This window comes from Paeniglutamicibacter sulfureus (assembly GCF_039535115.1).
Lineage (GTDB): Bacteria > Actinomycetota > Actinomycetes > Actinomycetales > Micrococcaceae > Paeniglutamicibacter > Paeniglutamicibacter sulfureus.
Genome location: NZ_BAAAWO010000001.1, coordinates 750,441 through 774,775 on the forward strand (window position 1 = coordinate 750,441; position 24,335 = coordinate 774,775).

Annotated in this window: 19 protein-coding genes and 2 tRNA genes; 5 read left to right on the forward strand and 16 right to left on the reverse strand. The window is 62.0% G+C overall.

Annotated elements, in window-relative coordinates; all coding sequences use genetic code 11:
* Nucleotides 1-66: 66 nt before the first annotated feature.
* From ABD687_RS03405 to ABD687_RS03420, 4 genes are all read right to left on the reverse strand, one after another.
* Nucleotides 67-1,104 (reverse strand): L-idonate 5-dehydrogenase, encoded by a 1,038-nt coding sequence (locus ABD687_RS03405; protein ID WP_310287240.1) that lies wholly within the window; start codon nt 1,102-1,104, stop codon nt 67-69.
* Complete coding sequence (locus ABD687_RS03410) at nt 1,094-1,867, reverse strand: SDR family oxidoreductase (RefSeq protein ID WP_310287238.1); 774 nt, start codon at nt 1,865-1,867, stop codon at nt 1,094-1,096. The genes ABD687_RS03405 and ABD687_RS03410 overlap by 11 nt, the downstream gene beginning before the upstream one ends.
* Before the next feature lie 40 nt (nt 1,868-1,907).
* Nucleotides 1,908-3,311 (reverse strand): GntP family permease, encoded by a 1,404-nt coding sequence (locus ABD687_RS03415; protein WP_310287236.1) that lies wholly within the window; start codon nt 3,309-3,311, stop codon nt 1,908-1,910.
* Between the two features lie 62 nt (nt 3,312-3,373).
* Entirely contained in the window at nt 3,374-3,889 is a 516-nt protein-coding gene (locus ABD687_RS03420) for a gluconokinase (protein WP_264269669.1), read from the reverse strand.
* A gap of 294 nt (nt 3,890-4,183) precedes the next feature.
* Between ABD687_RS03420 and ABD687_RS03425 the strand changes: the two genes are divergently transcribed.
* Entirely contained in the window at nt 4,184-4,369 is a 186-nt protein-coding gene (locus ABD687_RS03425; RefSeq protein ID WP_264269670.1) for a CsbD family protein, read from the forward strand.
* Between the two features lie 167 nt (nt 4,370-4,536).
* On the opposite strand, the gene ABD687_RS03430 is transcribed toward ABD687_RS03425, so the two are convergent.
* From ABD687_RS03430 to argE, 3 genes are all read right to left on the reverse strand, one after another.
* Nucleotides 4,537-4,609 (reverse strand) — tRNA-Val (locus tag ABD687_RS03430).
* Nucleotides 4,610-4,800: 191 nt separating this feature from the next.
* Nucleotides 4,801-6,075 (reverse strand): MFS transporter, encoded by a 1,275-nt coding sequence (locus tag ABD687_RS03435; RefSeq protein WP_302266014.1) that lies wholly within the window; start codon nt 6,073-6,075, stop codon nt 4,801-4,803.
* Between the two features lie 50 nt (nt 6,076-6,125).
* Nucleotides 6,126-7,298, reverse strand: coding sequence for an acetylornithine deacetylase (gene argE / locus ABD687_RS03440; RefSeq protein ID WP_310287233.1), 1,173 nt, complete (start codon nt 7,296-7,298; stop codon nt 6,126-6,128).
* A 539-nt stretch (nt 7,299-7,837) separates the two neighbouring features.
* On the opposite strand from argE, the gene ABD687_RS03445 reads away from it, so the two are divergent.
* On the forward strand, nt 7,838-8,170 hold the full coding sequence (locus ABD687_RS03445) for a hypothetical protein (RefSeq protein ID WP_310287230.1): 333 nt from the start codon (nt 7,838-7,840) through the stop codon (nt 8,168-8,170).
* Nucleotides 8,171-8,176: 6 nt separating this feature from the next.
* Here the strand turns inward: ABD687_RS03445 and lepB are convergent, their stop codons facing one another.
* From lepB to ABD687_RS03490, 9 genes are all read right to left on the reverse strand, one after another.
* Nucleotides 8,177-8,638 (reverse strand): signal peptidase I, encoded by a 462-nt coding sequence (lepB, locus tag ABD687_RS03450; protein WP_310287227.1) that lies wholly within the window; start codon nt 8,636-8,638, stop codon nt 8,177-8,179.
* A gap of 35 nt (nt 8,639-8,673) precedes the next feature.
* Complete coding sequence (locus ABD687_RS03455; RefSeq protein WP_310287225.1) at nt 8,674-10,158, reverse strand: multicopper oxidase family protein; 1,485 nt, start codon at nt 10,156-10,158, stop codon at nt 8,674-8,676.
* 438 nt (nt 10,159-10,596) lie between these two features.
* The gene (locus ABD687_RS03460) at nt 10,597-11,949 is read right to left on the reverse strand and encodes a sensor histidine kinase (protein WP_310287222.1); all 1,353 of its coding nucleotides are present in this window, start codon (nt 11,947-11,949) and stop codon (nt 10,597-10,599) included.
* Nucleotide 11,950: 1 nt separating this feature from the next.
* Nucleotides 11,951-12,616 (reverse strand): response regulator transcription factor, encoded by a 666-nt coding sequence (locus ABD687_RS03465; protein ID WP_310287220.1) that lies wholly within the window; start codon nt 12,614-12,616, stop codon nt 11,951-11,953.
* A gap of 140 nt (nt 12,617-12,756) precedes the next feature.
* Entirely contained in the window at nt 12,757-13,746 is a 990-nt protein-coding gene (locus ABD687_RS03470) for an AfsR/SARP family transcriptional regulator (RefSeq protein WP_264269679.1), read from the reverse strand.
* A gap of 1,251 nt (nt 13,747-14,997) precedes the next feature.
* Complete coding sequence (locus ABD687_RS03475; protein ID WP_344760957.1) at nt 14,998-16,881, reverse strand: hypothetical protein; 1,884 nt, start codon at nt 16,879-16,881, stop codon at nt 14,998-15,000.
* A 785-nt stretch (nt 16,882-17,666) separates the two neighbouring features.
* Nucleotides 17,667-17,739, reverse strand: a tRNA-Val gene (locus ABD687_RS03480).
* A gap of 118 nt (nt 17,740-17,857) precedes the next feature.
* On the reverse strand, nt 17,858-18,349 hold the full coding sequence (locus ABD687_RS03485; RefSeq protein ID WP_264269681.1) for a redoxin domain-containing protein: 492 nt from the start codon (nt 18,347-18,349) through the stop codon (nt 17,858-17,860).
* Between the two features lie 3 nt (nt 18,350-18,352).
* Nucleotides 18,353-18,769 carry a DUF3052 domain-containing protein gene (locus tag ABD687_RS03490; RefSeq protein ID WP_372342892.1) on the reverse strand — a complete coding sequence of 139 codons (417 nt, stop codon included), beginning with the start codon at nt 18,767-18,769 and terminating at the stop codon, nt 18,353-18,355.
* Between the two features lie 332 nt (nt 18,770-19,101).
* Between ABD687_RS03490 and aceE the strand changes: the two genes are divergently transcribed.
* The 3 genes from aceE to ABD687_RS03505 all read left to right on the forward strand — a co-directional run bounded on the left by aceE (nt 19,102) and on the right by ABD687_RS03505 (nt 24,332).
* Entirely contained in the window at nt 19,102-21,849 is a 2,748-nt protein-coding gene (gene aceE, locus ABD687_RS03495; protein WP_264269682.1) for a pyruvate dehydrogenase (acetyl-transferring), homodimeric type, read from the forward strand.
* A 216-nt stretch (nt 21,850-22,065) separates the two neighbouring features.
* Nucleotides 22,066-23,331, forward strand: a complete 1,266-nt coding sequence (locus ABD687_RS03500) for a PucR family transcriptional regulator (RefSeq protein ID WP_310287214.1) — start codon at nt 22,066-22,068, stop codon at nt 23,329-23,331.
* A 77-nt stretch (nt 23,332-23,408) separates the two neighbouring features.
* Nucleotides 23,409-24,332, forward strand: a complete 924-nt coding sequence (locus tag ABD687_RS03505; RefSeq protein WP_310287212.1) for an ACP S-malonyltransferase — start codon at nt 23,409-23,411, stop codon at nt 24,330-24,332.
* Nucleotides 24,333-24,335 lie beyond the last annotated feature (3 nt).

The window sequence follows — 24,335 nt, forward strand, 5'->3', positions numbered from 1 at the left end:
TGGGAGTCTGGCGGAGCGCCTATGTTTTTTGCGGTATGTCGAAAGCTGACCGGGTGAAAGCAGCGGTTAGAACTTCAGCAGGACCTTACCGGATACAGCGGAGTCCTTCGCCACGGCGAAGGCGGCAAGGGCCTGGTCGACACCGAATTCGTGGGTGACGACGGCCGAGACGTCCAGTGTGCCGTCCGCAAGTGCGCCCAGCACCTCATCGATCTCGTCGTTGAAGCGGAAGGAACCGACCAGTTCGAGCTCACGGGTGATGGCCAGCGAGATCAGTGCCGGCTGCTCGCCCGAGGGCAGCAGACCGACCATGACGATGCGCCCTCCCCGGACCGTGCCGCGAATCGCCGAGGCCAAGCCGCGGTGGTTTCCGCTGGCCTCGATGACCACGTCGGCCTCGATCTCGGCGATGGCGTCGACGTCATCGGCCTTCAAGGTGGTGGTCGCGCCGGCTGCCGTGGCGATTTCCAGCGGGCGATCAAACATGTCCACCGCGATGATTTGAGCGGCACCTGCCCGCTTGAGCACCGCAACGGCCAGCACGCCGATGGGACCGGCGCCAATGACCATGACCCGCTTGCCGGCAACCCCGCCGGCGCGGGAGACAGCGTGCCAGGCCACGGCGGCGGGTTCGGCCAAGGCGGCATCGCGCAGCGCAAGCCCCGCCGGCAGTTCCCGCAGCATCCGCGAGGGCAGGTTCACAGCTGTGGCAAAGGCACCCTCGGTGTGCGGGTACCGTGCGGCGGAGCCCAGATAGGTGCAGCCCGGGGAGAGGTTGGGCCTCTCCTCGGGGTAGCGTGCGCCGGAACCGCCGGGGGTGGCGGGGTGCACCGCGATGCGGGTGCCGGCCGCGGGGCCGGTTCCATCGGCGGCCGCGGCGAGGACCGTGCCGACGATTTCGTGGCCCAGGACCATGGGCGCCTTGAGGATGGACTCCCCCGCCGCCCCGTGCATCCAGTAGTGCAGGTCCGATCCGCAGATGCCGCCGTAGGCGATGGCGATCTGCGCCTCGTGCGAAGCCGGCGCGGGGACCTCGATGGCCTCAACCCTAAGGTCGCCGGCGGCATGGGCCACCACAGCGGTTGCAGGGGTGCTAGACGACAACTGTCATGCCTCCGTCGATGAAGATGGTCTGGCCGTTGACGTAGTTGGATCCGTCCGAGGCCAGCCACACGGCGGGACCGGCCAGGTCGGCTACGGTGCCCCAGCGCCCGGCCGGGGTGCGGCCCAGGATCCAGGAGTTGAAGTCTCGATCGTCCACCAGGTTCTGCGTCATCTCGGTGTGGATGTAACCCGGGGCGATGCCGTTGACCTGGAGCCCGCCGGACGCCCACTCGGCGGTCATGGCCCGGGTCAGGTTGCGCAGCCCGCCCTTGGCCGCGGTGTAGGCGGAGATGGTGGGCCGGGCCAGGTCCGTCTGCACGGAGCAGATGTTGATGATCTTGCCCTCGCCGCGCTGAAGCATGCCCCGCGCTGCCTCGCGGCCCACCAGGAAGGCGCTGGTCAGGTTGGTGTCGAGCACGCGCTGCCAGTCGGCGACATCAAGCTCCAGCATCGGCACGCGGTGCTGGATGCCCGCGTTGTTCACCAGGATCCGCAGCGGGCCGACCTCGGCCTCGATGGCCTCGATGTTCCGGGCCACGGCGTCCGCGTCGGTCACGTCGAACGCGTAGGAGAAGATGCGGTCCGCTCCGTAGCGGGCCTCGAACTCGGCGGCCGTGGCCGCCAGTGTCTCGGCCTTGCGGCCGTGGAGCACGATCGTGGCCCCGGCGTCGGCCAGGCCCGCGGCAAGTTCCCTCCCGATGCCGCGCGAGGATCCCGTGACCAGCGCGATACGCCCGGTCAGGTCAAAGAGGTTGCTGCCCATGTGGATTCCTTCCCTGGGTGTTGTTCGAAGAGCTGCGGGACTAGAACGCGGCTGCGAGGGCGAAGATCAGGTACGCGATGGCAAAGCCGATCACGCCGACTAGCGCCTGGCCCACGGTCCAGACCTTCAGCGTCGTCTTGACGTCCATCCCGAAGAACCGGCTGACCAACCAGAAGCCGGAGTCGTTGACGTGGCCGGCGAAGACAGAGCCTGCGGCCAGAGCCAGCACGATGGCCACGACCTCAATCTGGTTCAGGTCCGCGTTGCCCACCACCACGGGCTGGACGATGGCGGCGGCAGTGGTCAGCGCGACGGTGGCCGAACCCTGGGCGACGCGCACCACGGCGGCGATGATGAAGCCGGCGACGATGATCGGCAGGCCGAGGGCGTCGAGTGAATCGGCAACCGCGTCGCCGATGCCGCTGGCGCGCAGCACCGCGCCGAACATGCCGCCGGCGCCGGTGATCAGGATGATCGAGCACACCGGGCCAAGTGCCGAGTCGACGACGGTCTCGATGAGTGTCTTGTCCTTGTTCTGCTTGTAGCCCAGCAGGTACATGCCCAGCAACACGGTGATCAGCAGGGCGACCGGCGTCTCGCCGACCAGGCGCAGGATCTGGACCCACTGTGCCTGGCTGTCCACGATTCCGGCTGAGGCAAGGGTGTTCAGGCCGGTGTTCATGAAGATCAGGACCAGCGGCAGCAGCAACAGGGTCACGACGGTGCCCAGCTTCGGCGTGGAGGCGAAGTCGTGCTGCTCCTGGGCGGTGCCGGCCAGGATGTCCGGGATGGCGATGTTGAACTTCCGTCCCACATACTTGCCGAACAAGTGGCCTGCGAAGAACCAGGTTGGCAGGGCGACGACGAGGCCCAGCAGCAGGACCAGGCCGACATTGGCCTCGAGCAGGCCGGAGGCGGCGACCGGGCCCGGGTGCGGCGGCACGAAGATGTGCATGACGGAGAATGCGGTGGCTGCCGGGAAGGCGTAGCCCAGGAAGGAGCCACCCAGGCGGCGTGCCACCGTGAAGATGATTGGCAGCATGACGACCAGGCCGGCGTCGAAGAAGATCGGGAATCCGAAGAGCAGCGAGGCGATGGACAGCGCCAGCGGTGCGCGCTTCTCGCCGAACTTGTTGATCAACGCATTGGTCAGCACCTCGGCTCCGCCACTTGTCTCGAGCATGCGCCCGAGCATGGCACCCAGGCCGACCAGCAGTGCGACGGAGGCCAGCGTCCCGCCGAATCCGCCGGTGAGGGTCGGAATCACCGCTGCCACCGGGATGCCGGTGGCAACTGCGGTCAGCAGCGAGATGACCACGAGTGCAACGAATGCATGGATGCGCCATTTGATAATGAACAAAAGCAGCAGCAGGATTGCGCCCACGGCAATGGAGAGGAGCGCAGGTGTGCCCAGCGTCCAGTTCATGACTAACTCGTCGGTCATCATTGTCCTTCGGAGGTATAAGGATGTCGGGTGATGGGGGTGGAACCGGTCGGTTCCGGATGTTACTTGTAGTTCAAGTTATTGGCCACGAGGGCCACAATGTCTTCCGGGCTATGGCTGATGTCCACTTCGATGGCGGCTTCGTCAGCTTCGATGGCCTCGAGCGCGTTCAATTGCGAGGTGAGCAGGGTCGAGGGCATGTATTCATGGCTGCGTTCGTCAAGCCGGTTCTGGATGAGGTCGGCAGGGCCGCGCAGGTGGATGAAGAGCGTGGCTGGCTCATGGGCACGCAGCAGGTCGCGATAGCTGCGCTTGAGTGCGGAACACGCGATGATCGCAGGGGTGCCGCTTTTGGAACTTCTGGAAAGTGCGTGGCCAATGGTCGCGAGCCACGGCTGGCGATCGGCGTCATCCAGCGGATGGCCCGCAGCCATCTTTTCCTTGTTGGACGCGGGGTGAAGATCGTCGCCGTCAGTGAACGTCGCACCGAGTTCCTCCGCAAGCATCTTGCCCACCGTGGATTTACCGCATCCAGAAACTCCCATAACGATCATGGGCGGGTTGGCAAGGCTGTTCATCGTCACTCCATCGTGGATCCAAAAGTAATGTCCTACATAACATGGTGATATCGGACATAAATCTGATTTATACAGACTAGGCCTCGCCCATCCGAGTGTCAACCGAGTGTTTTCCCGAGTCCATTCGGAACGTACTCCGTCTGCGAAAATCAGCGCCGACATGCCGATGCACGGGCCTGGCCCCAAGGCCGCGGAGCTGGCTTTCCGTTCACACCCCGTGGCTCCCAGCTAATGCCAAGGTTGACTTAATAGCGTGGAACGAGTCCAGGCAAGATCAACGAAGGGAATTCCACCATGGGACTCGGAGACAAGATCAGCAACAAGGCACAGGAAGTCGCCGGCCAAGCCAAGGAAAAACTTGGCGACGCAACGGATAACGAACGGTTGCAGGCCGAGGGCATCAAGGATCAGGCGGCGGCAAGGGCCAAGCAGGCCGGGGAACACGTCAAGGATGCTGCCAAGGACGTTACAGACAAATAATCAGTCCTTCGACCCAATACAAGTGCTTCGTGGCCCCGAGACAAGTCTGGGGCCGCGAAGCACTTTTGCATTCGAGCGTTCGCCCGCATTGCCGGCTATGTTTTGGCTTAACGAAAAGATCCCTCGAGGGAATCGACTTACGTCATTCCCTCGAGGGATCTTGCGTGTGGGCCCTACCGGGATCGAACCGATGACATTCACGGTGTAAACGTGACGCTCTACCAGCTGAGCTAAAGGCCCCTGGAACAAGCACTTTCCCGGAATATTTCCGATCGAGTGCGTTGCAACAAGAAGATAATCTAATACAGACATCCCTGACTTGGCAAATCGCGCGTCCGAATCGCGTGAACCGGACAAGCCGGTCCAGCGCAGGCCCGAGGCCACCAGACGGTACCCAAGGGAACTATCCGGCGGCCGGACCTCCCCCTTGGCTACGCCTGCGCGTAGCGTTTACGCACGAAGTAGAGACCCACGAGGGAAATGACGGCAATCGCCATGTAGTAGAGACTCGGGGCGTTCAGGGAACCCGTGATGCTCAACAGCCACGTGAGCACGAGGGGCGCGATGCCTCCGAGCAGGGTGACTCCGACGTTGTAGGTGACGGCGAGCCCAGTTCCGCGGATGGCTGCCGGGAACAAGGCCGACAGCAGCGCCGGCATCGGGCCGAAGTAGAAGGCCATGATCACTCCGAGGAGCGCAATGACAATCACCATGACCGGCACGGTCGGGTTGCTGACCATCAGCTGGAACAACGGCCAGGCCAGCAAGAGCGCCCCGACGGCCGCATAGGTCATGACTTTGGCCGGGCCGACCCTGTCTGCAAGATGCCCGACAAACGGGACCCCGATCAGCACGATAAGACCCGCAACGACGCCGCCAAGGAAAGCAGCGGTGGCAGGGATCCCCAGGTTGGTCACGGCAAAGGTCGGCATGTACAGGATCATGTAGACCGAAATGGTGGCGACGCCGATGACAGCCGAACCGGCCAGCAGCCGGCCGTAGTGGTTGACCACCAGGGCCTTCAACGGAGCGTGCTCCTTCTCGCTTTGCATGAACTCCTCGGTTTCATCCAGCTTGGCACGGATGTAAAGACCAACCGGGCCGATCAGCAGCCCGACGAAGAACGGTACCCGCCAGCCCCAGCTGTACAGGTCCTCCTCGGAGAGCCACTGCGTCAAGCCATAGCCGAAGGCCGAGGCCAGCAGCATGGATGCGCCCTGGCTGGCGACCTGCCACGACGAGTAGAAGGCCTTCTTGTTTGGAGCGGTTTCAATCAGGAAGGCCGTTGCCGTGCCGAACTCGCCGCCGGCGGAGAAGCCCTGGATCAGCCGCGAGACCAGGATGATCACCGCACCCCACACGCCTACCTGGGCGTAGGTCGGGGCCACCGCCATGATGAGCGTACCGACCATCATCAGCATGAGTGTCAGCGTCAGTGCATTCTTCCGCCCCTTGCGGTCGGCATAGCTGCCCAGGATCATTCCGCCCAGCGGCCTGATGACGTAGGACAGCGCAAAGGTTGCGAAGGTGAGCACAAGGGCGAAGGTCCCGTCAGACTCCGGGTAGAAGTTCTCCGCGATTACCACGGCGAAGGTCGCGTAGACGATGATGTCGAACCACTCCAAGGCGGCGCCAATCGAAGAACTGACCACTGCCTTTCTGGCAGCCGAAAGCTGCGCTGGGGTGGCCACTTGGGTGTTGGCCATGTTTTTCTCCTTGGGGGTTGGTGAAGGACCGGGCTCGGGCTGCGGCGCGGTCAGGCGCTGAGCGCCACGATCAGGTTGTCGATGAATGCCTCGCACTGGACGATCTGGTCAAGTGCGATGAACTCGTCCGGGGCATGGGCCTGGGCAATGTCGCCGGGACCGCACACCACCGTGGGGATGCCGGCGTTGAAGAACAGTCCGGCCTCGGTGCCGTAGGTGGCCTTGTCCGGGCTAGCGGTGCCGCCCAGCTGGGCTGCCAGGGCGACGATTCCCGCTTCCTCCGGGGTATCCAGACCCGGTGTCTTGGCCAGGACCTCAAATTCGACATGTGCTTCCGGGTTCCGCTCCTGCATGGCCGTTTCGATGCGCTTGGCCTCGAGGCGGAAACGCTCGATGAGCTCGATGGGATCGTCGTCCGCGATCGAGCGGAACTCGAAGTGGAGGGTGCAAACAGCCGGGATCGTGTTGACCGCGATGCCGCCCTCGATCTGGTTTACCGTCGTAGTCGTGTGCGGGACGATGAAGGCATCGTCGAAGGGGCCATCCTGGGCGAAGTCCCGTGCTGCCGAATCGACGAAGGCGGTGAATTCGGCGGCGGCGGAGATTGCATTGACGCCCTGGGTGGTCAGGGACGAGTGGGCTGCGACGCCATGGAAATCGACGCGAATGACGTTCACCGACTTGTGGCCACGGACTACGCGCATGCTGGTGGGCTCCCCCACGATGCAGCCGCGCGGCTTCAAACCTGCCTCGGTGATGGCGGCGACCAGGTCAACCGCCCCGATGCAACCCACTTCCTCGTCGTAGGAAAAGGCCAGGTGAATGGGTTCGTCCAGCTTTGCCCGGGCGATGCTCTCGAGCTTGGCCATGATCACGGCGACAAAGGTCTTCATGTCACAGGTGCCCCGGGCGTAGAGCTTGCCGTCCCGGATTTCCGGGACAAACGGGTCGCTGCTCCAGGTTTGGCCGTCGACCGGAACGACATCGGTGTGTCCCGAAAGCACGATGCCTCCGTTGCGGGTGCCGTCGGCGGCCGGGATGGTTGCCAGAAGATTGGCTTTGTTGCCCTCGGCGTTGTGGACCAGCGATGAATCTATCCCGAGGGCATCAAGGCGCCCGACAACGTAGTCAATCAGGGGCAAGTTACTGTCCCGGCTTGTGGTGTCGAAGCCGATCAGCTTCGCGATTTCCGCCATGGTCGCTTCGCTGGGTGCGTGTGACATTGCTTCTCCTGGTGTTCATGGGGCCGGCCTTATTGCCCATGGTAAATCTGAAAGGGACGCGAAGAGTGTCTCATTCCCCGGGCAGGGCGTTGCCGAGCATGAACGGGCAACGTAACACCGGAGGGCCAATTCGGCTTTGCAGATGGCAACTTGTTGCGGGAATCACGTCTGGCGCCAAGAATCTGCCTTGCTTTGCGCCAAAGTCATTCACGGACACGCTGGAGAACACTTTCAGGCCCGCCCAGATGACTCGGGGACGGACGACCCAAGTGTCCATCAGGGTTTCCCCATGGTTGATCGGCAACCATCGAGGCATGAGCATCGATCAGGCCATAAATCAGGATGGACCCCCGGCCCAGGACAAACGGCGCCCGTCGCGACGCACTGTCTTTGCCCTTGTTCCGTTGGCGGCCTTGGCAACAGCCGGGGTGGGAGTCGGAGCTGCGAGACTGCTCAGACCCCCGGACGTGCCCGCCACGCCGTTGGGCGCTCTAGGGTCACTGGACGGCGGACTGGCGCGGATCCACGGGATCATCCCCTTGGAAACGGATTCCTGGAAGCCTCCGGAGCCCGTTGCGACGCTAAAGTCGCCGATTGCCTCCGGCGGTCATCGCGTACGGGTTCTTCTGGAGCTGACTGCCAGCAAGGCATCAGGCGTGCGGTTCGAATCAACAGACTTCGCCGTTGGGGAAATCGTCGGTTTCAGGGCGGAACCATTATGGGCCAGCCAGCAGTCGGCAATCATCTCGCTGGGCGAAAATTTGCAGGTGACGTTCATCTTTGAGATTCCCAACAAGGCAATACAGCTGGTTCTAGAGGGACCGGGGCAGCTGCGCCTTGCGCTCGGAACCGCCCATCACTCAAATCTCTAGGCCGGGCTAGTTCCATACGTGCAGGATGCGACCGCGCATATTTCCCAGGGGTACGGCACCGTAGTCGCGCGAATCAATCGAGGGGCCCCGATTGTCGCCCAGCACAAATACCGTGTTCGGCTCAACAAGAATTGGCCCGAAATACGTTGCATCGATGGCTTTGGGGTCGATATCGGGTTCCAGTCGGCGCACGCCGTCAACATATACAACACCGTCGATGATCGCGATTTCCTGCCCCGCCACGGCAATGACCCGCTTCAAGCTAATCGTTCCATCATCGGGAGCACTGAATACCACTAGGTCATCCGTGTTCGGTCCGGTCGTTGTCGCGGGGGTCTTGAGCAACAGGGCGTGGGCGCCCTCGCTGACCTGCGGGCTCATACTGTCCGAGGCGATCGTGATCGGCTCGAGAAGGAATATCCTACCCAAGACCAGCACTACAAAAAGTGCCGCCGCCGCGTGGATCACGAGACGGCGGCGCCTTGGTAGTCCGGGTCTGGACATCAGTCGTTGTCCCATTCCGGGCGTGCAGCGGTCATCGGATCATGCTCATCGACCTCATTGGCGTTCAGCGCGACCCGAAATTGCGTCATCATGTCGTGGTCCTCGTGGGGAAGGTTGTGGCAGTGCACCATGTATCGGCCCTTGTGTGGTCCAAAACGCATGAGTACCTTCACCTTCTCGCCCTCCCCCACGTAGACAACGTCCTTGGGCCCCGCTTCGTACGGCATCGGAGCCTTGCCGTTTCGGCTAATGATCTTGAAGTCGACCAGATGGATATGTACCGGGTGGAACCAACCGCCCGACTTGTTCTCAATTTCCCATTCCTCCACGCTATCCATCGCTACCTGGGCGAAAACTTTCTGGTAACCGCTCGCGATCACCTCGGCCCAGCTTGATCCCCCGATGGTCCACAGGTTTGTCTTGTCATCCCGCGCAACCCGCATGTATCGCTTCTGCTCAACCATCCCCTTGGTCAGGCCCATCACGTCAGTGTTCGGGGCAAGTACGGTGGGTACCGTGTTCCACGTCGTGTCACTTTTATCCACCGGGTCGCTCACTACATCAAAGGCCATGACCTTGTTGGTGTTGTCGTAGTCAACATTGTTCTTGTTGGACAGGTTGCGCAGTTCGACTCGCTGGCCCACTTTGTACTTGGAGAAGTCGATCAGTACCTCGTACCGCTCTGCGCCGCCGTGGCGCCACGATGTGACGGTGACGGGTGCGGGCATTAGTCCCCCGTCGGTGGCCACCATGGTCATGGCGTCGTTGGTACTGAGTGCCAGCCGCAGCGACCGGGAAATGCTGGCGTTGAGCACCCGAAACCTGTAGATGCGCCGTTTCACTTTCATCACCGGCCACGGAACGCCGTTGACGAGAATGACATCGCCCCAAAGGCCCGAGTGTGTGTTGTCGTCGTATCCCATGGCACCGTTTGCAGCGAACATGGCATCCGTAATGGTCAGGCCCACGTCGAATTCTCCCTGCGGAAGCAGTCCGCGTTCCTGCGGATCGTGGATTCGGTACTGTGCGGCCAGCCCTGAATAGGCATTCTGGGCCGTGTAGTGCACGCCGTGGTCGTGATACCACAACGTTCGTGCCGGCTGGAAATTGGGAAAATAGTACTTTTTTTGGAAACCAGGCATGGTGACGTCGCTGGCGTAGCCGTCATATTGCGGAAGCGAAGCCGAACCATGCAGGTGTGTTGAGGTGGCAAGCACGTGCCCGTGGGTGGGGTGGGTCGCCGGAAGCTTGTTCTTAACCGTCAAAGTGGTCTTGGTACCGCGTTCCACCTCGATGGTGGGGCCAGGGAAAATTCCGTTGTAGCCCAGGATCGGTGTTGAAAGGCGCGGAAGGATTTTGGCCGTTCCCGCCATTTGGGTCACCACATAGTTCTCGACCTTGGCTCCGTCGGCCGGGTCGATGCCCACCGAGTACGGACGCAAGACCGGCGGCTGGATAAATGCAGCCCGATACGGTCTGGGCATGTCGGAATCCCTGAGCCGGCTGGCTGACTTCGCCGCCACCGTTCCCCATGGGGTGGCTACCGCACCAACACCCAGAACGCCGATTCCACCTAGCAGCAGGACTTGTCGTCTTGAGGGCTGCATGATCGTTCCTTACTCGAGCGCGTGCATTGGTTCTGTCACCGAGCATGACCCAACAAGCTTGTGAAAAACCAATGAATGCACGAGGGGCCCGGACGCCGACTGGGAATGCCCGATCGAGAGACTTCGCCTCTTGTCCACGCCATGGTTGCTGCGGGATCCATCGCTGCGCGTCGACGTGACGGCGGGGTCGCTGTTCCTGTCACGGGGCTGTTCCGCCATACTCCTGTGCGCTGTCCTGAGCCGAGTCAGACGCCACCCGCGGAAAAGGGGGTGTTCACCGGTCTGCCCGACGATCTTCGGGAGGACCGGATCACTTTAGGCGTCAACGCTGCGATTGGCGAAGGCCCCGTTTGTCGGGACGCGGACCCGAATGCTGGTGCCCTTGTCCAACGTGCTCGTAATTTCTAGTCGTGCGCCCGCCGTCTCGGCGAAATCGGCCATCAGACGTAGCCCGAAATGGTCCGACTCGGACCGATCCGAGGAACCAAACCCCACCCCGTCGTCGCTGACATTCAGATCCCAACTCCGGCCCAGTCGCATCAGGTGAAGTTCCATGTTCTTCGCCTCTGAATGTTTGATGGCGTTCAGCACTGACTCCCGTGCGATTCGATGGAACATGGTCGATTGCCGGTCGTCGAATGGCAGGGGGTGATCAATTCGGACGATCGTCCGGATTCCCTGGCTGCGGGCGCGCTCGGCGAGAATGCCAAGAGCGCGCGGCAACTCGTCCGCCGTGACCGAAGAGGAATAGAGCTCCGCCGTGATCCCTCGAAGCTTCCCAATCGTGTCTTGCAGCACCGCCCCCGGCGCAATGTTAGGTCCTAGCTCGGGCAATGGTTCAAGGACGTAGGCTAGGCCGGCCAAATCCTGGATGATGTCATCGTGCAACGCGGCGGCCAGCCGCATTCGTTCACGTTCTCCAGCGTCGATCGCCTGCTGCAGGATGGCACGGCGTTCCCGCTGGTGCTTTTGGACCTGTCGGGCCAACCGGATGCCGGGGATCAATTGCCCGCCCTGCAGAACCGCGCCAGCGACCAGCAGAACAGGGATCATGCCCAGCAGGAACTGATTCTCGGGACCGCGCACGACAGCGTCGTCGAAATACACCTCGAATAGCAACGGAACACCGCCCGCACTGCGGGAAGCCACGTAAACCTCCACCAGTTCGCCGTCGCCGGATTCGAACTGGTTTTCTTCTTCCTCCTGCACTTCCACGGTAGCCACCCCGGGGCCACCAGCCAACAGCTCCCGCGCCCACGGTTCAAGTTCGAATTTGGAACCGGCAAGTTCGCTCCTGTCTGAATACAGGATGGTTCCCTCCGCGCTCCACACCTTGATGCGAACGATTGATTCGTCGGCTAGCCACGGGGCCAACCGCGTGTCAATCCGGGACAGGACCTCCGGGTCAGGCTCTTCCGGAACCACGCCCAACACAGGGCTGATGACGTAGTCGGCCAGCCTTTGGGTGAGTTCCACCGCATCCTCAAGAGCCAGGTCACGGGACACTGCCCGGACCCAGAATGAGAACGGGATGGCAACAACCGCCAACACTACCAACCCGGTTGCCAAGAATTTGACGATTGCGCTACGGACGGCGGATCCCTCCTCGACCAGGGTCCCGGTCGAGGTATCGGCTTTGGCCTTCGTCCTGTCAACGGCTCCCCTCATCTCAGGGGCTCCCCAGCAGACCCAATTTTGTAGCTGCTACGACGGCTTCCAACTGGGTATGCGCATCTAGTTTCGCAAGGATCGATTTCACGTAGCCGCGGCAAGTGTGGGTGCTGATGCCCAGTGCCCGGGCATTCGTCGACACATCTTGGCCCGCTGCCATGAGCCGCAACACCTCAAGCTCGCGACCAGTCAGACTCGGACCTGGCCCGACGGTCTTTCGTCCCAACAAATCAAGGCGTGAAAGCAGCGCCGGAGCCACCACGAATTCCCCGGTCCGCACACCGCGAACTACATCCAACAGGATGTCCAGAGCTCCATCCTTGGGAAGAAATCCGCAAATTCCCACTGAAGCGGCACGCTGGATGGCGTGTACGTTTGGATCGCCGGTGAGCATGACGATGCGCGTGTCCGGGGCACGGGCGAGGATCTGCTCGGCCGCCTGAAGGCCATCACCGTCCGGCAAGCGGTAATCCAGGATCACCAGGTCCGGAGATAGTTCGAAGCAAAGCTCGACACCTGCCTGCACCCCATGGGCCATACCCACGCAATCGAGATCACCCTCCCGATTCAGGGCCGCGGCCAAGAGCTCGGCGAAAGTGCGATGGTCATCTATCACCACGATTCGGGCAGCTTGCCCGGTCGTGGTGCTCTGTTCGGTTGCCACTGGCAATACAGCTCTCCCCATGAGCGCGATCCCCCCAAGGCCGCTTGACACTGGGCCAAAGGCCCTAGGGACAGTATCTACGCATGAGTTCGTTCGTGGCAAGGGTCGAGACGATATGAGGGCAAAAGCCGGCCACCGGATTATACGGAGGCCGCACCCAGCGCTCGTTGCAAGTAGCCGAAAATGACACTGCCCGCTTCTTGGGGACTGAACCCGAGAACCTTGCCAGCATTTCCCGCATGTTGCCACGCACTGTTGCCATGGCCGGCGACAACTTCCTGGATCGAAAGCAATGCACCAATAACATGTCCGAAGTCATCGTCAGCCGCCGAGGTCAAGCGCAACAGCCGCTCTTGCGCTTGTTGCAGGACTGGCCCCGGGGAGCAGCCCAGCTCCCGATCCATAACCCGCCGGCAGTCATCGAGCGCTTGCAGGCCCTGTAGCGGGTTGCCGCCCGCTTCCAATCCGAGGACCAGGCATGTCCATGCCGCCTCGTTGAGGTTGTCCCTATCCAACACTTCCTGCGACAGGCGAATTGCCTCAAGATTCATGCCCAACTCCAAGGCCAATTGCGCTGCCAGTATGCCGGCTGAGGCTACCCGAGCTGCGTGCACGCAACGCTCTGCATCGGCCCACCCAGGCAATAGCTCGCTCCCCAGAAGTGGTTCGGTGGCCAGAGCCAGGGCCTGGCGCAACAACGGGAGGGCGATTTTAGGTTCGGAACCTTCGGCTCGGAGTATGAGGCTGTCAAAGCGTGACAGGTCAAGGTCGACCATTTCCGGATCCAGCATGTAACCCCCGGTGGTGGTTCTGAGCACCCCGTTCTTGCCTTGTCCTGGCTGTAGGCACCGTCGCAGAACCGAGACGTATGATTCCAGGGTTGAAACTGCCGCAAGCGGTGCCGACCCCTCCCACAACATGTCGATCAGTCGTGACTTGGAGACCGGAGTTCCTAATTGCAACAGCAGAATTTCCAGTATTTGGCGAGCTTTCGGCCCACCTACCTCGCCGGCTTCCAACACGACATCGCCCGTGCGGACCTTGAGGGTCCCCAAGATCTGTACATGGATTTTTCCGTCGGTTTCCCAAACGGTATGGTTATCCCCTCTAAACCCCAAAAGCGTATCCATTTTTTATCTCCCCAAGATGAAAAATCCCCAAGTCCAACAATTACGATTTTCCTCTGTCCCGTCTGAACTACAAGCCCCCTTGAGGGGGTTCTCGACACCCTAATTTGGGGGGGTGCCCTATCTGGCCCGCCAGGTCCTTCCGCGCATTTTCCAAGACCCTCTGCTCTGTAGGCATGTCAGATTGCCCCGGAAAGTGTTTTTGGCCAGGCGATGGTTGCCACGGCAAGGACTAGTGCCACCGGACTTCCACCCGTCCACTCGGTCCTCCACCGGGCCGCCGGGAGGTGCAGATGTTTGATCAGCAGAGCCAACCTCCCCAGCGGTCCAGGGCCTTGCCGGCGACAGCTCTTCGGCGGCGTTGGTGTGAGTGTACGGGCCACGGATTCGATTGGAGGCCGTGGAGCCGTCCCGGATCGACTCATCGCCTATCCCGCAGAGCATCGTCGGCTCGACGTCAAAGTCTTCGGCATTCTCCACGTTGCCCGGGAAGCGTGAAGCCGCCCGGTCCTCACGTGCAAAGATGACCGCGACCATGGCGTGAACCTTAGGCTTGTCCGCGGACAAATCAGTTACTCATCGGATTTCCCCCCCGAACTGGATTCACCGTGTCTGGGAAGCGGTTTTCAGGAGCGCTCCGATAGTGACCGACTGGCACATAAAAAGCGCAAACGTCGCCGGTTGCAAAGCCGCCCAATCATGACCTCGAGTTGCCCTTCTGCGTCCGGCAGGTCCCTGCCCCAGATCTTCCCGCCACCCCGGTTGAGGGACACCGAGTGGTGGTGGGGCTTTCCCGTCATCGACGTTACTGAACCCCTCGAAATCCTGGTGGTCATTCCACAATGGCGGCGTCGCCCGGAAGACCTCGGCTGGATCGAAAAAACCGGGGGCGGCCCTTGTTCCGGATCCACGAAATTGACACCCACGTCGTCCCTGGCAATGATCGCAGTTCCATGTCCGGGACCAGTTGTCGATGCCCCTGGTACCGGTCCCGTACCGCCGGCGGCCCGGAATCACTGCAATCAGCCTGCGGCACGAATATACCGGGGGCGGCAGGCCAGCAACGCATCCTTGCTTGCTTGCGGAGACTCGGTGGCGGGATGCCACGGTCAGTAGTCCGGGATCAAGCCGTGAACGCATGCTACCGCCGCCTTGGGAAGCCAGCTGCCCTGTGCTGGACACACAGCTGCTTCGCTGCGCACGGTCCGTAATACGTTCCGTGCGCAGCGAAGCACTGTTGCCCGCTGTTTACCGCTATCTGGCGGCAACCGTGGCGCTGGTCACCCCACCCCGAGTGGATTGAACCATGACAGAAGTGACTTGTCGACTTGGTCCGGGCTTGAGTTTCAACTGCCAGTTGTTGGTGGCGTCCACCACAGCCGTGCCAATCTTTTCGACCGGAGCGCCCGGCGTGGTGTTGTAGATGATGACCCTGGACCCTGGCGTCAATGCTCCGGTGACTCCCGGCAGCGTAGCGGTTCCGGTCAACCTGAATTCCTTGTTGACCCGGTGCCTTGCGTCGCTGGCTACCGTCACGTTATCGGAGACGAGGTTGAGTTCGACTGTTGCCGGCTCGCTCTCCGAGCCGTCTTCTTTGCCCACTACAAGTTGCATCTTGATGACCTCTGTTGTTGTCACCGGCGAAGGGGCGGTGTCCGAGGTGTTGGCGAAGTATGGAACGGTGACGGTCGGCGTGGCACTGGTGTCGCTCGAGAGCGTAACCGGCATACCCGAGACCTGAGTCCATTTGTAGGTGTCCGCCCCGCTCGACGTCGAACCGTCCAACACGATACTGCCTCCGTAGTTGATGCTCGCCGACTCGGGGGTGGCCCGTGCAATGGCGGGTGCTGCCGGGTCCGGTGCAGGGTCCTGGACAGGACCCGGATCAGGTGCCGGCGCAATCGGAGCTTGGCCCTCCGGCGTCGCTTCACCGCCCACAACGCTGACATCAACCGAGGCCTTGGCACCAGTCGAGTCCTTGACGATCACACGTTCCGGAGGCGCCGACACGGCAAAGGCTGCCCTTTGCGTGGCTTGGGTGGTGGCGCCCGGGTCCAAGACCCCCAAGCCTTCGGCGGTCAATGCATTGCCGAACCTGCTGGCTGCGGCAACGTTGAGGAGCGTGCCGTCATAGGTGGCCTCCAGGCCCGAGATCCCATGCGGCTTGGTGACGTCGATGACGGAATTGCTGACGGGCTTGTCACCAATGTTGCTGATCTTGATTTGGGTAGGGGCATCTCCCTCAAACTTGATGCGCGCATAAAAGCGATTGCTTGCCGGATCCGTTTCCATGGGTGTGGTCACGAACTTGCCCGCTTGGCCTTCTATCTGGAGTTGGGTGCCTTCACTGGACGCGAATACATCGATCATGTTTCCTTCAAGAAGGGCCTTTTTCCCCTCGACACCCTTGTTGGTGGAAATTTTTCCCTGAAGTGAGAATTGGTCCGTGGACAAATTCAGCCCACCACCGGTGACGGAGAACTGATTGTAGCCAAAGGGGCTTCCCGTTACGGTGTGTTCCTGTCCCGGGTCGCCGAGGTAACCCTCCGGAGCGGCAGGAGCCGTGTCCGGATCCCACTTCAGGAAGGGGCCGATGTTGCTCTTCAGTGCAGTGGTGAAGTTTCCCTGCGCCGGTGAAATGTCCTCGACGAGTTTGCCGTCACCGGCAGCGTCGGTGTCGATCGTCATTGAACCATAGGGATGCTTGAAGGTCAGGGTCGTGTTTGGAGCTGCCCCTCGCACTGTGACACGTTGGCGTCCGAAGACTACCTGGTCACCAGCCTGCACCTGGTTGGCGAACGCGGCCTCAAGCCCGAGGACCAGAACTGCCCGTCCGCCGCCCGGTAGGTCCAATGTCGTTGAAGCAAGCATGTAAAACGCTTCCTCCGGGAAATTATCTGGGAACGAGATCGGTGCTTCGTCGTTCGGGATGTCCCCGGCGGCGAATCCGCAGTATGGGTTTTCAAAATCAAGGCACAACTCCACGCGCGTGCCGACGCTGTCCTGGTACCAGCTGGGGTAGCCGTGGTCCGTATTCACCGGCCCCACTGCCACGATGCCACCGGGGTTCTTCTCCACAACTTCGGTCGCGGCTTGTGCGGGCGTAATGGTCGCCAGTGCCAGTAGGCCGATGGCCATTAGCGCGATCCTGGGTTTTTGCGATCCCCTGCTGCGTGCACGTGGCGCAGACGATGCGGGATGGTTCAATTTCATGTCGACTCCTTGGACGAGCTAAAAGATACACAAACTGTGCATGGCCCACCCTTGGGAAACCTTGATGCCCACAATCACCGAACGATCGTGCTTTTCGAATGGAGTGGCTGCTCTGCTTCCGACTGGAAATGCCCCCGACGGGGGAAATCGGTGTCAAGAAAACGAGGGCCCCGCCTGGGGAAGCGGGACCCTCGCCTGCGCCCGACCCTTTGAGGACGGCGCCAGGCCCGACCTGCGGATAGGGGGGGGTATCCGCTGGAGAGCCCTAACGGTGCAATCGCGCGCCTCATTGCGCCTTCGCATGTGGCACCTGTTGCGCTTACCGAGTGCGACCGTGAATCGATTCTGTCCATCTCACCCTATGAAAAGCCTAGGCGGCTTGGGCTTATGAGATAGGAGTCGCTTTTGCCGAAGGCTGGTGGCGACGCGAAAGCGCGGTGGGAGGATTTTCCACGTGGACGGACTTTGTCTGGACGCTCGCGAGAACCACGTGCGCAGCCGCCGGGGACTACTGCAATGTCGCTCGAAGCGCGCGGCTATCGAGTGGCTGCGGTCGCACGCGGAAATCCCCCGCCATCTATGGAGAGCAGCTCAAGCGCGTCGCCTCCATGGCTCCGCCAGGGCAAACGGAGTAACAACGGGATCGGAAATACCGGGAAGCGTTCTCTCCGCCGAGTTGGCGAATGGATATTGCAATGACTCTTTTAAAGTGGGCCCTACCGGGATCGAACCGATGACATTCACGGTGTAAACGTGACGCTCTACCAGCTGAGCTAAAGGCCCTTGGCACTACTGAATTCGTTTGGTTTTGGATCCGCCGGAAGTGTTCGTGACAAGAATATGACTGTGGCAATGTACCCGCCCGAGCTGTCGAATAGACGCAAGAATTCTTCGACACCTGTTAGGTGAGTAGGTCCAGTGCCTCTCGGTAGCGCGCGATGGCGCGCGCCTCATGGATGGGTGAACTAAACGAATCCACCACACGACCCTTCTGGATGAGGAACGTGTGCCGCGTTGCCGCGCCGGACTCGTTGTTGAATGCGCCATAGCACTTCGCTACGGCACCGTGCGGCCAGAAATCGGCCAACAGATCAAACCCGAAATGGGCCTGGTCCGCGTAGGTGCGCAATGCGTATTTGTGATCCACCGAAACGCCCATGATGCGGGTGTTACGTATGGCAAATTCCTCGCGAACCTGTTCCAGCTCTTCAAGTTCCGACCCGCAAACCGCGGAAAACGCGAACGGGTAAAAGACCAGGAAGTAGGCCTGCTCGCCCAGTGCCCGGGACTCGATGAGTTCACCGTGCTGGTTGGGAAGGGCGAAGACCGGGGCCGTTTGACCGGCCCGAGGCGTCGGGGAAATGTTCCCCGCTGCCGGATGTGATAATTCCACGCGCTAGTTCTTGCGGCGCGCAACAAGTCGAGTGGCCGACCAATCCTCCGAAACACCCTCGGTGTTTGTGACATGGAGGCCTGCGGTGGGAGCATCTGCCTGGATCGAGGCGGGTGACACATGGCCATCTCGTCCCGGTTTCGGGGTCAAGAGCCATACGACCCCCTTTTCATCCAGGTTGACCAGCGAATCAACGAGGGCATCAATAAGATCCCCATCGTCGGCGCGCCACCAATAGACGATTCCGTCCACAACCTCGTGGTCTTCCTCTGTCAGTAGTTCGGAACCCACTGCTTCCTCAAGGGAATCGCGCAGATCAAAGTCCACATCGTCGTCGTACCCGAGTTCCTGGATCAGGTCCCCGTCTTTGAAGCCCATTTTGTGTGCGGCTTCGTGCTTTGCCGGTGCGGCGTCGCTCACGTCACTCCTCCTGCTGCTGTAAAGCGTCTGGTTACAACCAAACACCCTTTTTGCGCTCTCATCAAGCGCAGAGGCTTCAACACGCCGAAATAGTGACTACTTCGACCTGATTTCGTCTCTCGGCGCATTGCCTGTTAACTCCAAATCATCGCATGTGTAGGGCCCAGATACGTTTTGGGTCCCCATGCGCATTAGAGTGTAATCGGCGGTCCGCGACCAACCACCCTTGGGGAACGGGCCACAACTTTGGCGCTTGCACCGCCACTGCGGTTCGAGGCATGCAATCTAGCGCTCGGCCCGCAGTCCCCGCTGTACCCCATAACGAGGAGAAGATGGACGTGGCTGTAGAGGAACACATTTCTCACATCCGTAGCGGCTTGACTAGCCAGTTGCCGGACCGGGATCCGGAGGAGACCGCCGAATGGATTGAGTCCTTCGATGATCTGGTCGAAACCCAGGGCACCGAGCGTGCCCAGTACATTGTTCGTTCATTGCTCCAGCGCGCTGGCGCCAAGAGCGTGGGCGTCCCCATGGTCACCACCACCGACTACGTCAACACGATCCCGGTGGACCAGGAACCGGAGTTCCCCGGCGATGAACAGATTGAACGCCGCTACCGCGCCTTCATGCGTTGGAATGCCGCCGTCATGGTGCACCGCGGGCAGCGCCCCGGGGTAGGCGTCGGCGGACACATCTCCACGTACGCCGGAGCGGCGACCCTGTACGAAGTGGGCTTCAACCACTTCTTCCGGGGCAAAAGCCACCCGGGCGGCGGAGACCAGGTTTTCTTCCAGGGCCACGCCTCCCCCGGCATGTACGCTCGCGCCTTCCTCGAAGGACGCTTGAGCGAAGAGGACATGGACGGGTTCCGCCAGGAAAAGTCCCGCGAGGGACATGCACTGCCGTCCTACCCGCACCCGCGCTCGCTGCCGGACTTCTGGGAATTCCCGACCGTCTCCATGGGCATTGGCCCGATGAACGCGATCTACCAGGCGCAGTCCAACCGCTACCTGCAGAACCGCGGCATCAAGGACACCTCCGACCAGCACGTCTGGGCCTTCCTGGGCGACGGCGAGATGGACGAGCCGGAATCGCGCGGTCTGTTGCAGCTTGCCGCAAACGAGAAGCTCGACAACCTGACCTTCGTGGTCAACTGCAACCTGCAGCGTCTTGACGGGCCGGTTCGCGGCAACGGCAAGATCATGCAGGAGCTTGAGGCCTTCTTCCGCGGCGCCGGCTGGAATGTCATCAAGGTTGTCTGGGGCCGCGAGTGGGATGCCCTGCTCGATGCCGACACCGACAACTCCCTGGTCGACATCATGAACCAGACCCCGGACGGCGACTACCAGACCTACAAGGCCGAAAACGGCGCCTTCGTCCGAGAGCACTTCTTCGGAAAGTCACCGCAGACCAAGGAACTGGTGGCCAACCTGACGGACGAGGAAATCTGGAACCTCAAGCGAGGCGGCCACGATTACCACAAGGTCTTCGCAGCGTACAAGGCAGCGACCGAGTTCAAGGGCAAGCCGACGGTCATCCTGACCAAGACCGTCAAGGGCTACGGCCTGGGCCCCCACTTCGAGGCCCGCAACGCCACCCACCAGATGAAGAAGATGACGCTCGGGGACCTGAAGGCCTTCCGCGACCACCTGCGCATCCCGATCACCGACGAGCAGCTTGAAGCCGACCCGTACATGCCTCCGTACTACCGTCCGGAGCAGGACTCGGCCGAGTACAAGTACATGATGGAACGCCGCGAGGCCCTGGGCGGTGCAGTGCCTTCGCGCCGGACCAAGTCCAGGGAAATCCACCTGCCGGAGGAGAAGGCCTACGAGGTCGCCGCCCGCGGTTCGGGCAAGCAGCAGGCCGCCACCACCATGGCGTTCGTGCGTCTGCTCAAGGACCTGATGCGCGACAAGGAATTCGGCAAGCGCGTTGTGCCGATCGTTCCCGACGAGTCCCGCACCTTCGGCATGGACTCGTTCTTCCCGACCGCGAAGATCTACAACCCTGACGGACAGAACTACCTGTCGGTGGACCGCGAACTGGTCCTTGCCTACAAGGAATCTCCGCTCGGACAGCTGATCCACCCGGGCATCAACGAAGCCGGCGCGGTCGCCGCCTTCACCGCCGCGGGCACCGCCTACGCCACGCACGACGAACCGTTGATCCCGATCTACGTGTTCTACTCGATGTTCGGCTTCCAGCGCACAGGCGATGCCTTCTGGGCAGCCGGCGACCAGATGACCCGCGGGTTCATCATGGGCGCCACCGCAGGTCGCACCACGCTGACCGGCGAGGGCCTGCAGCATGCCGACGGGCACTCCCCGATCCTTGCCTCCACCAACCCTGCCGTGATCACCTACGACCCTGCCTATGGGTACGAGATCGGTCACATCATGAAGGCCGGCCTGGAGCGCATGTATGGCGGCAAGCACGAGAACCCCGACGTGATGTACTACATCACGATCTACAACGAGCCCTACCAGCAGCCCAAGGAACCGGAGAACCTCGATGTTGCCGGCGTGCTCGGCGGCATCTACCAGGTCTCCCCGGCCACCGTCGACGGACCGCGGGCCCAGCTGCTCGCCTCCGGTGTTGCGGTGCCGTGGACCATTGATGCACAGCGCATTTTGGCCGAGGACTGGGGGGTGTCGGCCGATGTCTGGTCCGTGACTTCCTGGAACGAGCTGCGCCGCGACGGCCTGGAGTGCGAGGAGCAGTCGTTCCTTGACCCGGCTGCCGAACCGCGCGTGCCGTTCGTTGCCCAGCAGCTGGCAGGGGCCACCGGCCCGATCGTTGCGGTGACCGACTACATGAAGGCCGTACCGGACCAGATCCGCCAGTTCGTGCCCAATGAGTTCGCCACCCTGGGCGCCGACGGGTTCGGTTTCTCCGACACCCGCGCCGCCGCACGTCGCTTCTACAAGATCGACGCGCACTCGGTGGTTGTTCGCACCCTGCAAATGCTGGCCAAGCGCGGGGAGGTCGATGCCTCGGCTCCAGCCCAGGCCTTTGCCAAGTACAAGCTCGACGACGTCACCGCCGGCACCAGTGGCAACGCGGGCGGCGACGCCTAGCTTCTGGCAGTAACCGATCAACGGCGGTGGCACCGGTTTCCCCACACGTGGGGTAAATTGGCGCCACCGCCGTTTTCGTCTGCCCTCGTATTTGGCTGCCCGGAATGATCCTGCGGTGCGCTCCACCGCCGGGCCTCGGCACCCCGGAAGTGTCGAACGTCATTGTGTGAAACATACAAAATAGTTCGTCGGCGTGATGATGCGTATGCTCGTTCTATGAGTGATGAGCAAACGTCGAATCCGGCGCAGCGGATCCGGCCCTTCCGGCAAGCCAAGGCCAGCCCGGAAACCCTCAAACGGCTCAAGCAGCACTTGGGCGTGCTCTCCACGGTGGCGCTGAAGCACCTGGACCAGTCACTGCCTTGGTACCGGGGACTGCGGCCCGAAGAGCGCGCGGCGCTGGGATTGGTGGCGCAGAAGGGAATTGCTTCCTTCGTCTCCTGGTACGAACGGCCCACCACTTCCCCGCAGTGGGTGCTCAACGACGTCTTCGGCGCCGCACCCACCGAACTGACGCGATCCATCAGCCTGCAAAAGGCCCTCCAACTGATCCGCACCATTGTCGAGGTCGTTGAATCCCAGGTTCCTGACATCGCCCCGGAGGCCGAGCACACGCAATTGCGCGAGGCGGTCCTGCGCTACTCGCGGGAGGTCGCCTTCGCCGCGGCCGACGTGTATGCCCGGGCGGCAGAGACACGCGGTGCCTGGGACTCGCGGCTCGAGGCACTGGTGGTGGATGCCGTCATGCGCGGAGAATCCCAGGATTCCCTCCGCTCCAGGATTGCCGCCGTGGGCTGGAAGTCGCACGAAAACATCTTGGTGATGATCGGAGCAACCCCGGCCTCCTCCCAGGTGGGATTCGTCAGTGAACTCCGCCGCGCGGCAGCCCGCTATGCCCGCGACTCGCTGGTCGGTGTCCACGGTGAACGCGCCATCCTGATGCTCGGCGGCGTGGAAGCCGACCGGGCCGGGCTGGACCGGCTCGCCACGTTTTTCGGCGAAGGACCGGTGGTCTACAGTCCCTTGGCCCCGACGCTCAAGGAAGCCTCCGCCAGCGCCAAGGCAGCCTTCGCCGCCATCGCCGCCGCCAAGGCCTGGCCACTGGCTCCGCGACCGGTGGATGCCGATGACCTCTGGCCCGAGCGAGTCATGAACAACGACTCCGAGGCGCGCGAGGCGCTGGTCTCGGGGATCTACAAGCCGCTCATCAAGGCCGGAAACGGCCTGATTGAAACGCTATCGAGCTATCTATCGCTGGGCCACTCTCTGGAGGGAACGGCCCGGGAGTTGTTCGTACATGCCAACACGGTGCGCTATAGACTTAAAAGGGTGTGCGACGTCACCGGGTGGGATCCCTTGGTTCCGCGCGAGGCGTTCGTGCTGCAAACCGCGTTGGTGGTGGGTCGACTGGACGCCGAAACAACCGAAATCTTGTCCGAAACGCGGCAATCGGTGCCGCGCAAGAGCCTGACCACCTTGTAGGATTCATACAAAAGCACGCCGACAAGTCGGTGTGCGAAAACAGCCGTCGAGACCGACATCTTTGGAAAGCTGGAGTAGTGCTAGCAATCGTGTGCCCTGGACAGGGCTCCCAGACCCCCGGATTCCTTTCTCCGTGGCTCGAGGTTCCGGGTGTTTCCGAACATCTCGCCGGACTCTCCGCCATCACGGAGCGCGACCTGACCGCCCACGGGACCGTGTCGGACGAAGAAACCATCAAGGACACCGCGGTGGCACAGCCACTGATCGTTGCCGCAGGCCTCATTGCCGCGCGCGCACTCTTCGGTGACGAGCTTCCGACGAACGTCGTGTTGGCCGGACACTCCGTCGGCGAGATCACCGCCACCGCGCTGGCCGGTGCCCTCAGCGAGCAGGACGCGATGGTGTTCGTGCGCGAGCGCGCAAACGCCATGGCCTTGGCTGCGGCTGCCACCCCGACCGGCATGGCAGCGGTCCTGGGCGGAGACGCCGAAGAGGTCAACGCGGCGATCCTGGCGGCCGGGCTGACACCGGCCAACGCCAATGGAGGCGGCCAGATCGTTGCCGCCGGCACGCTGGAACAAATCGAGGACTTTGCAGCCAATCCCCCGGCCAAGGCACGCGTGATTCCGCTCAAGGTCGCAGGAGCTTTCCACACCCACCACATGGCCCCGGCCGTGCAGGTGCTCCAAGAGCTTTCCGCAACATTGGAGGCCAAGGATCCGGCCATCACGCTGCTGTCCAACTACGACGGGCAGGCGGTTGCCGGTGGCGAAGCGAACCTTGCCTCGCTGGTCGCCCAGGTCTCGCGTCCGGTGCGCTGGGACAAATGCATGGAGGAGCTCGCCGCACAGGGAGTCACCGGCATCATCGAACTTGCGCCGGCTGGAACCTTGGTGGGACTGGCCCGCCGCGGCCTGAAGGGCATCCCGACCCTTGCGTTGAAGTCCCCTGAAGACCTCGAGGCGGCACGCGCCTTCGTACTCGAACACACCCAAGCATAGGAA

Bases quoted from the DNA above. Each gene is read 5' to 3' on its own strand.
- ABD687_RS03410 (WP_310287238.1), bottom strand. From the start codon at position 1,867: ATGGGCAGCAACCTCTTTGACCTGACCGGGCGTATCGCGCTGGTCACG.
- ABD687_RS03415 (WP_310287236.1), bottom strand. From the start codon at position 3,311: ATGACCGACGAGTTAGTCATGAACTGGACGCTGGGCACACCTGCGCTC.
- ABD687_RS03420 (WP_264269669.1), bottom strand. From the start codon at position 3,889: ATGAACAGCCTTGCCAACCCGCCCATGATCGTTATGGGAGTTTCTGGA.
- ABD687_RS03425 (WP_264269670.1), top strand. From the start codon at position 4,184: ATGGGACTCGGAGACAAGATCAGCAACAAGGCACAGGAAGTCGCCGGC.
- ABD687_RS03435 (WP_302266014.1), bottom strand. From the start codon at position 6,075: ATGGCCAACACCCAAGTGGCCACCCCAGCGCAGCTTTCGGCTGCCAGA.
- argE (WP_310287233.1), bottom strand. From the start codon at position 7,298: ATGTCACACGCACCCAGCGAAGCGACCATGGCGGAAATCGCGAAGCTG.
- ABD687_RS03455 (WP_310287225.1), bottom strand. From the start codon at position 10,158: ATGCCCAGACCGTATCGGGCTGCATTTATCCAGCCGCCGGTCTTGCGT.
- ABD687_RS03460 (WP_310287222.1), bottom strand. From the start codon at position 11,949: ATGAGGGGAGCCGTTGACAGGACGAAGGCCAAAGCCGATACCTCGACC.
- ABD687_RS03470 (WP_264269679.1), bottom strand. From the start codon at position 13,746: ATGGATACGCTTTTGGGGTTTAGAGGGGATAACCATACCGTTTGGGAA.
- ABD687_RS03475 (WP_344760957.1), bottom strand. From the start codon at position 16,881: ATGGCCATCGGCCTACTGGCACTGGCGACCATTACGCCCGCACAAGCC.
- aceE (WP_264269682.1), top strand. From the start codon at position 19,102: ATGGACGTGGCTGTAGAGGAACACATTTCTCACATCCGTAGCGGCTTG.
- ABD687_RS03500 (WP_310287214.1), top strand. From the start codon at position 22,066: ATGAGTGATGAGCAAACGTCGAATCCGGCGCAGCGGATCCGGCCCTTC.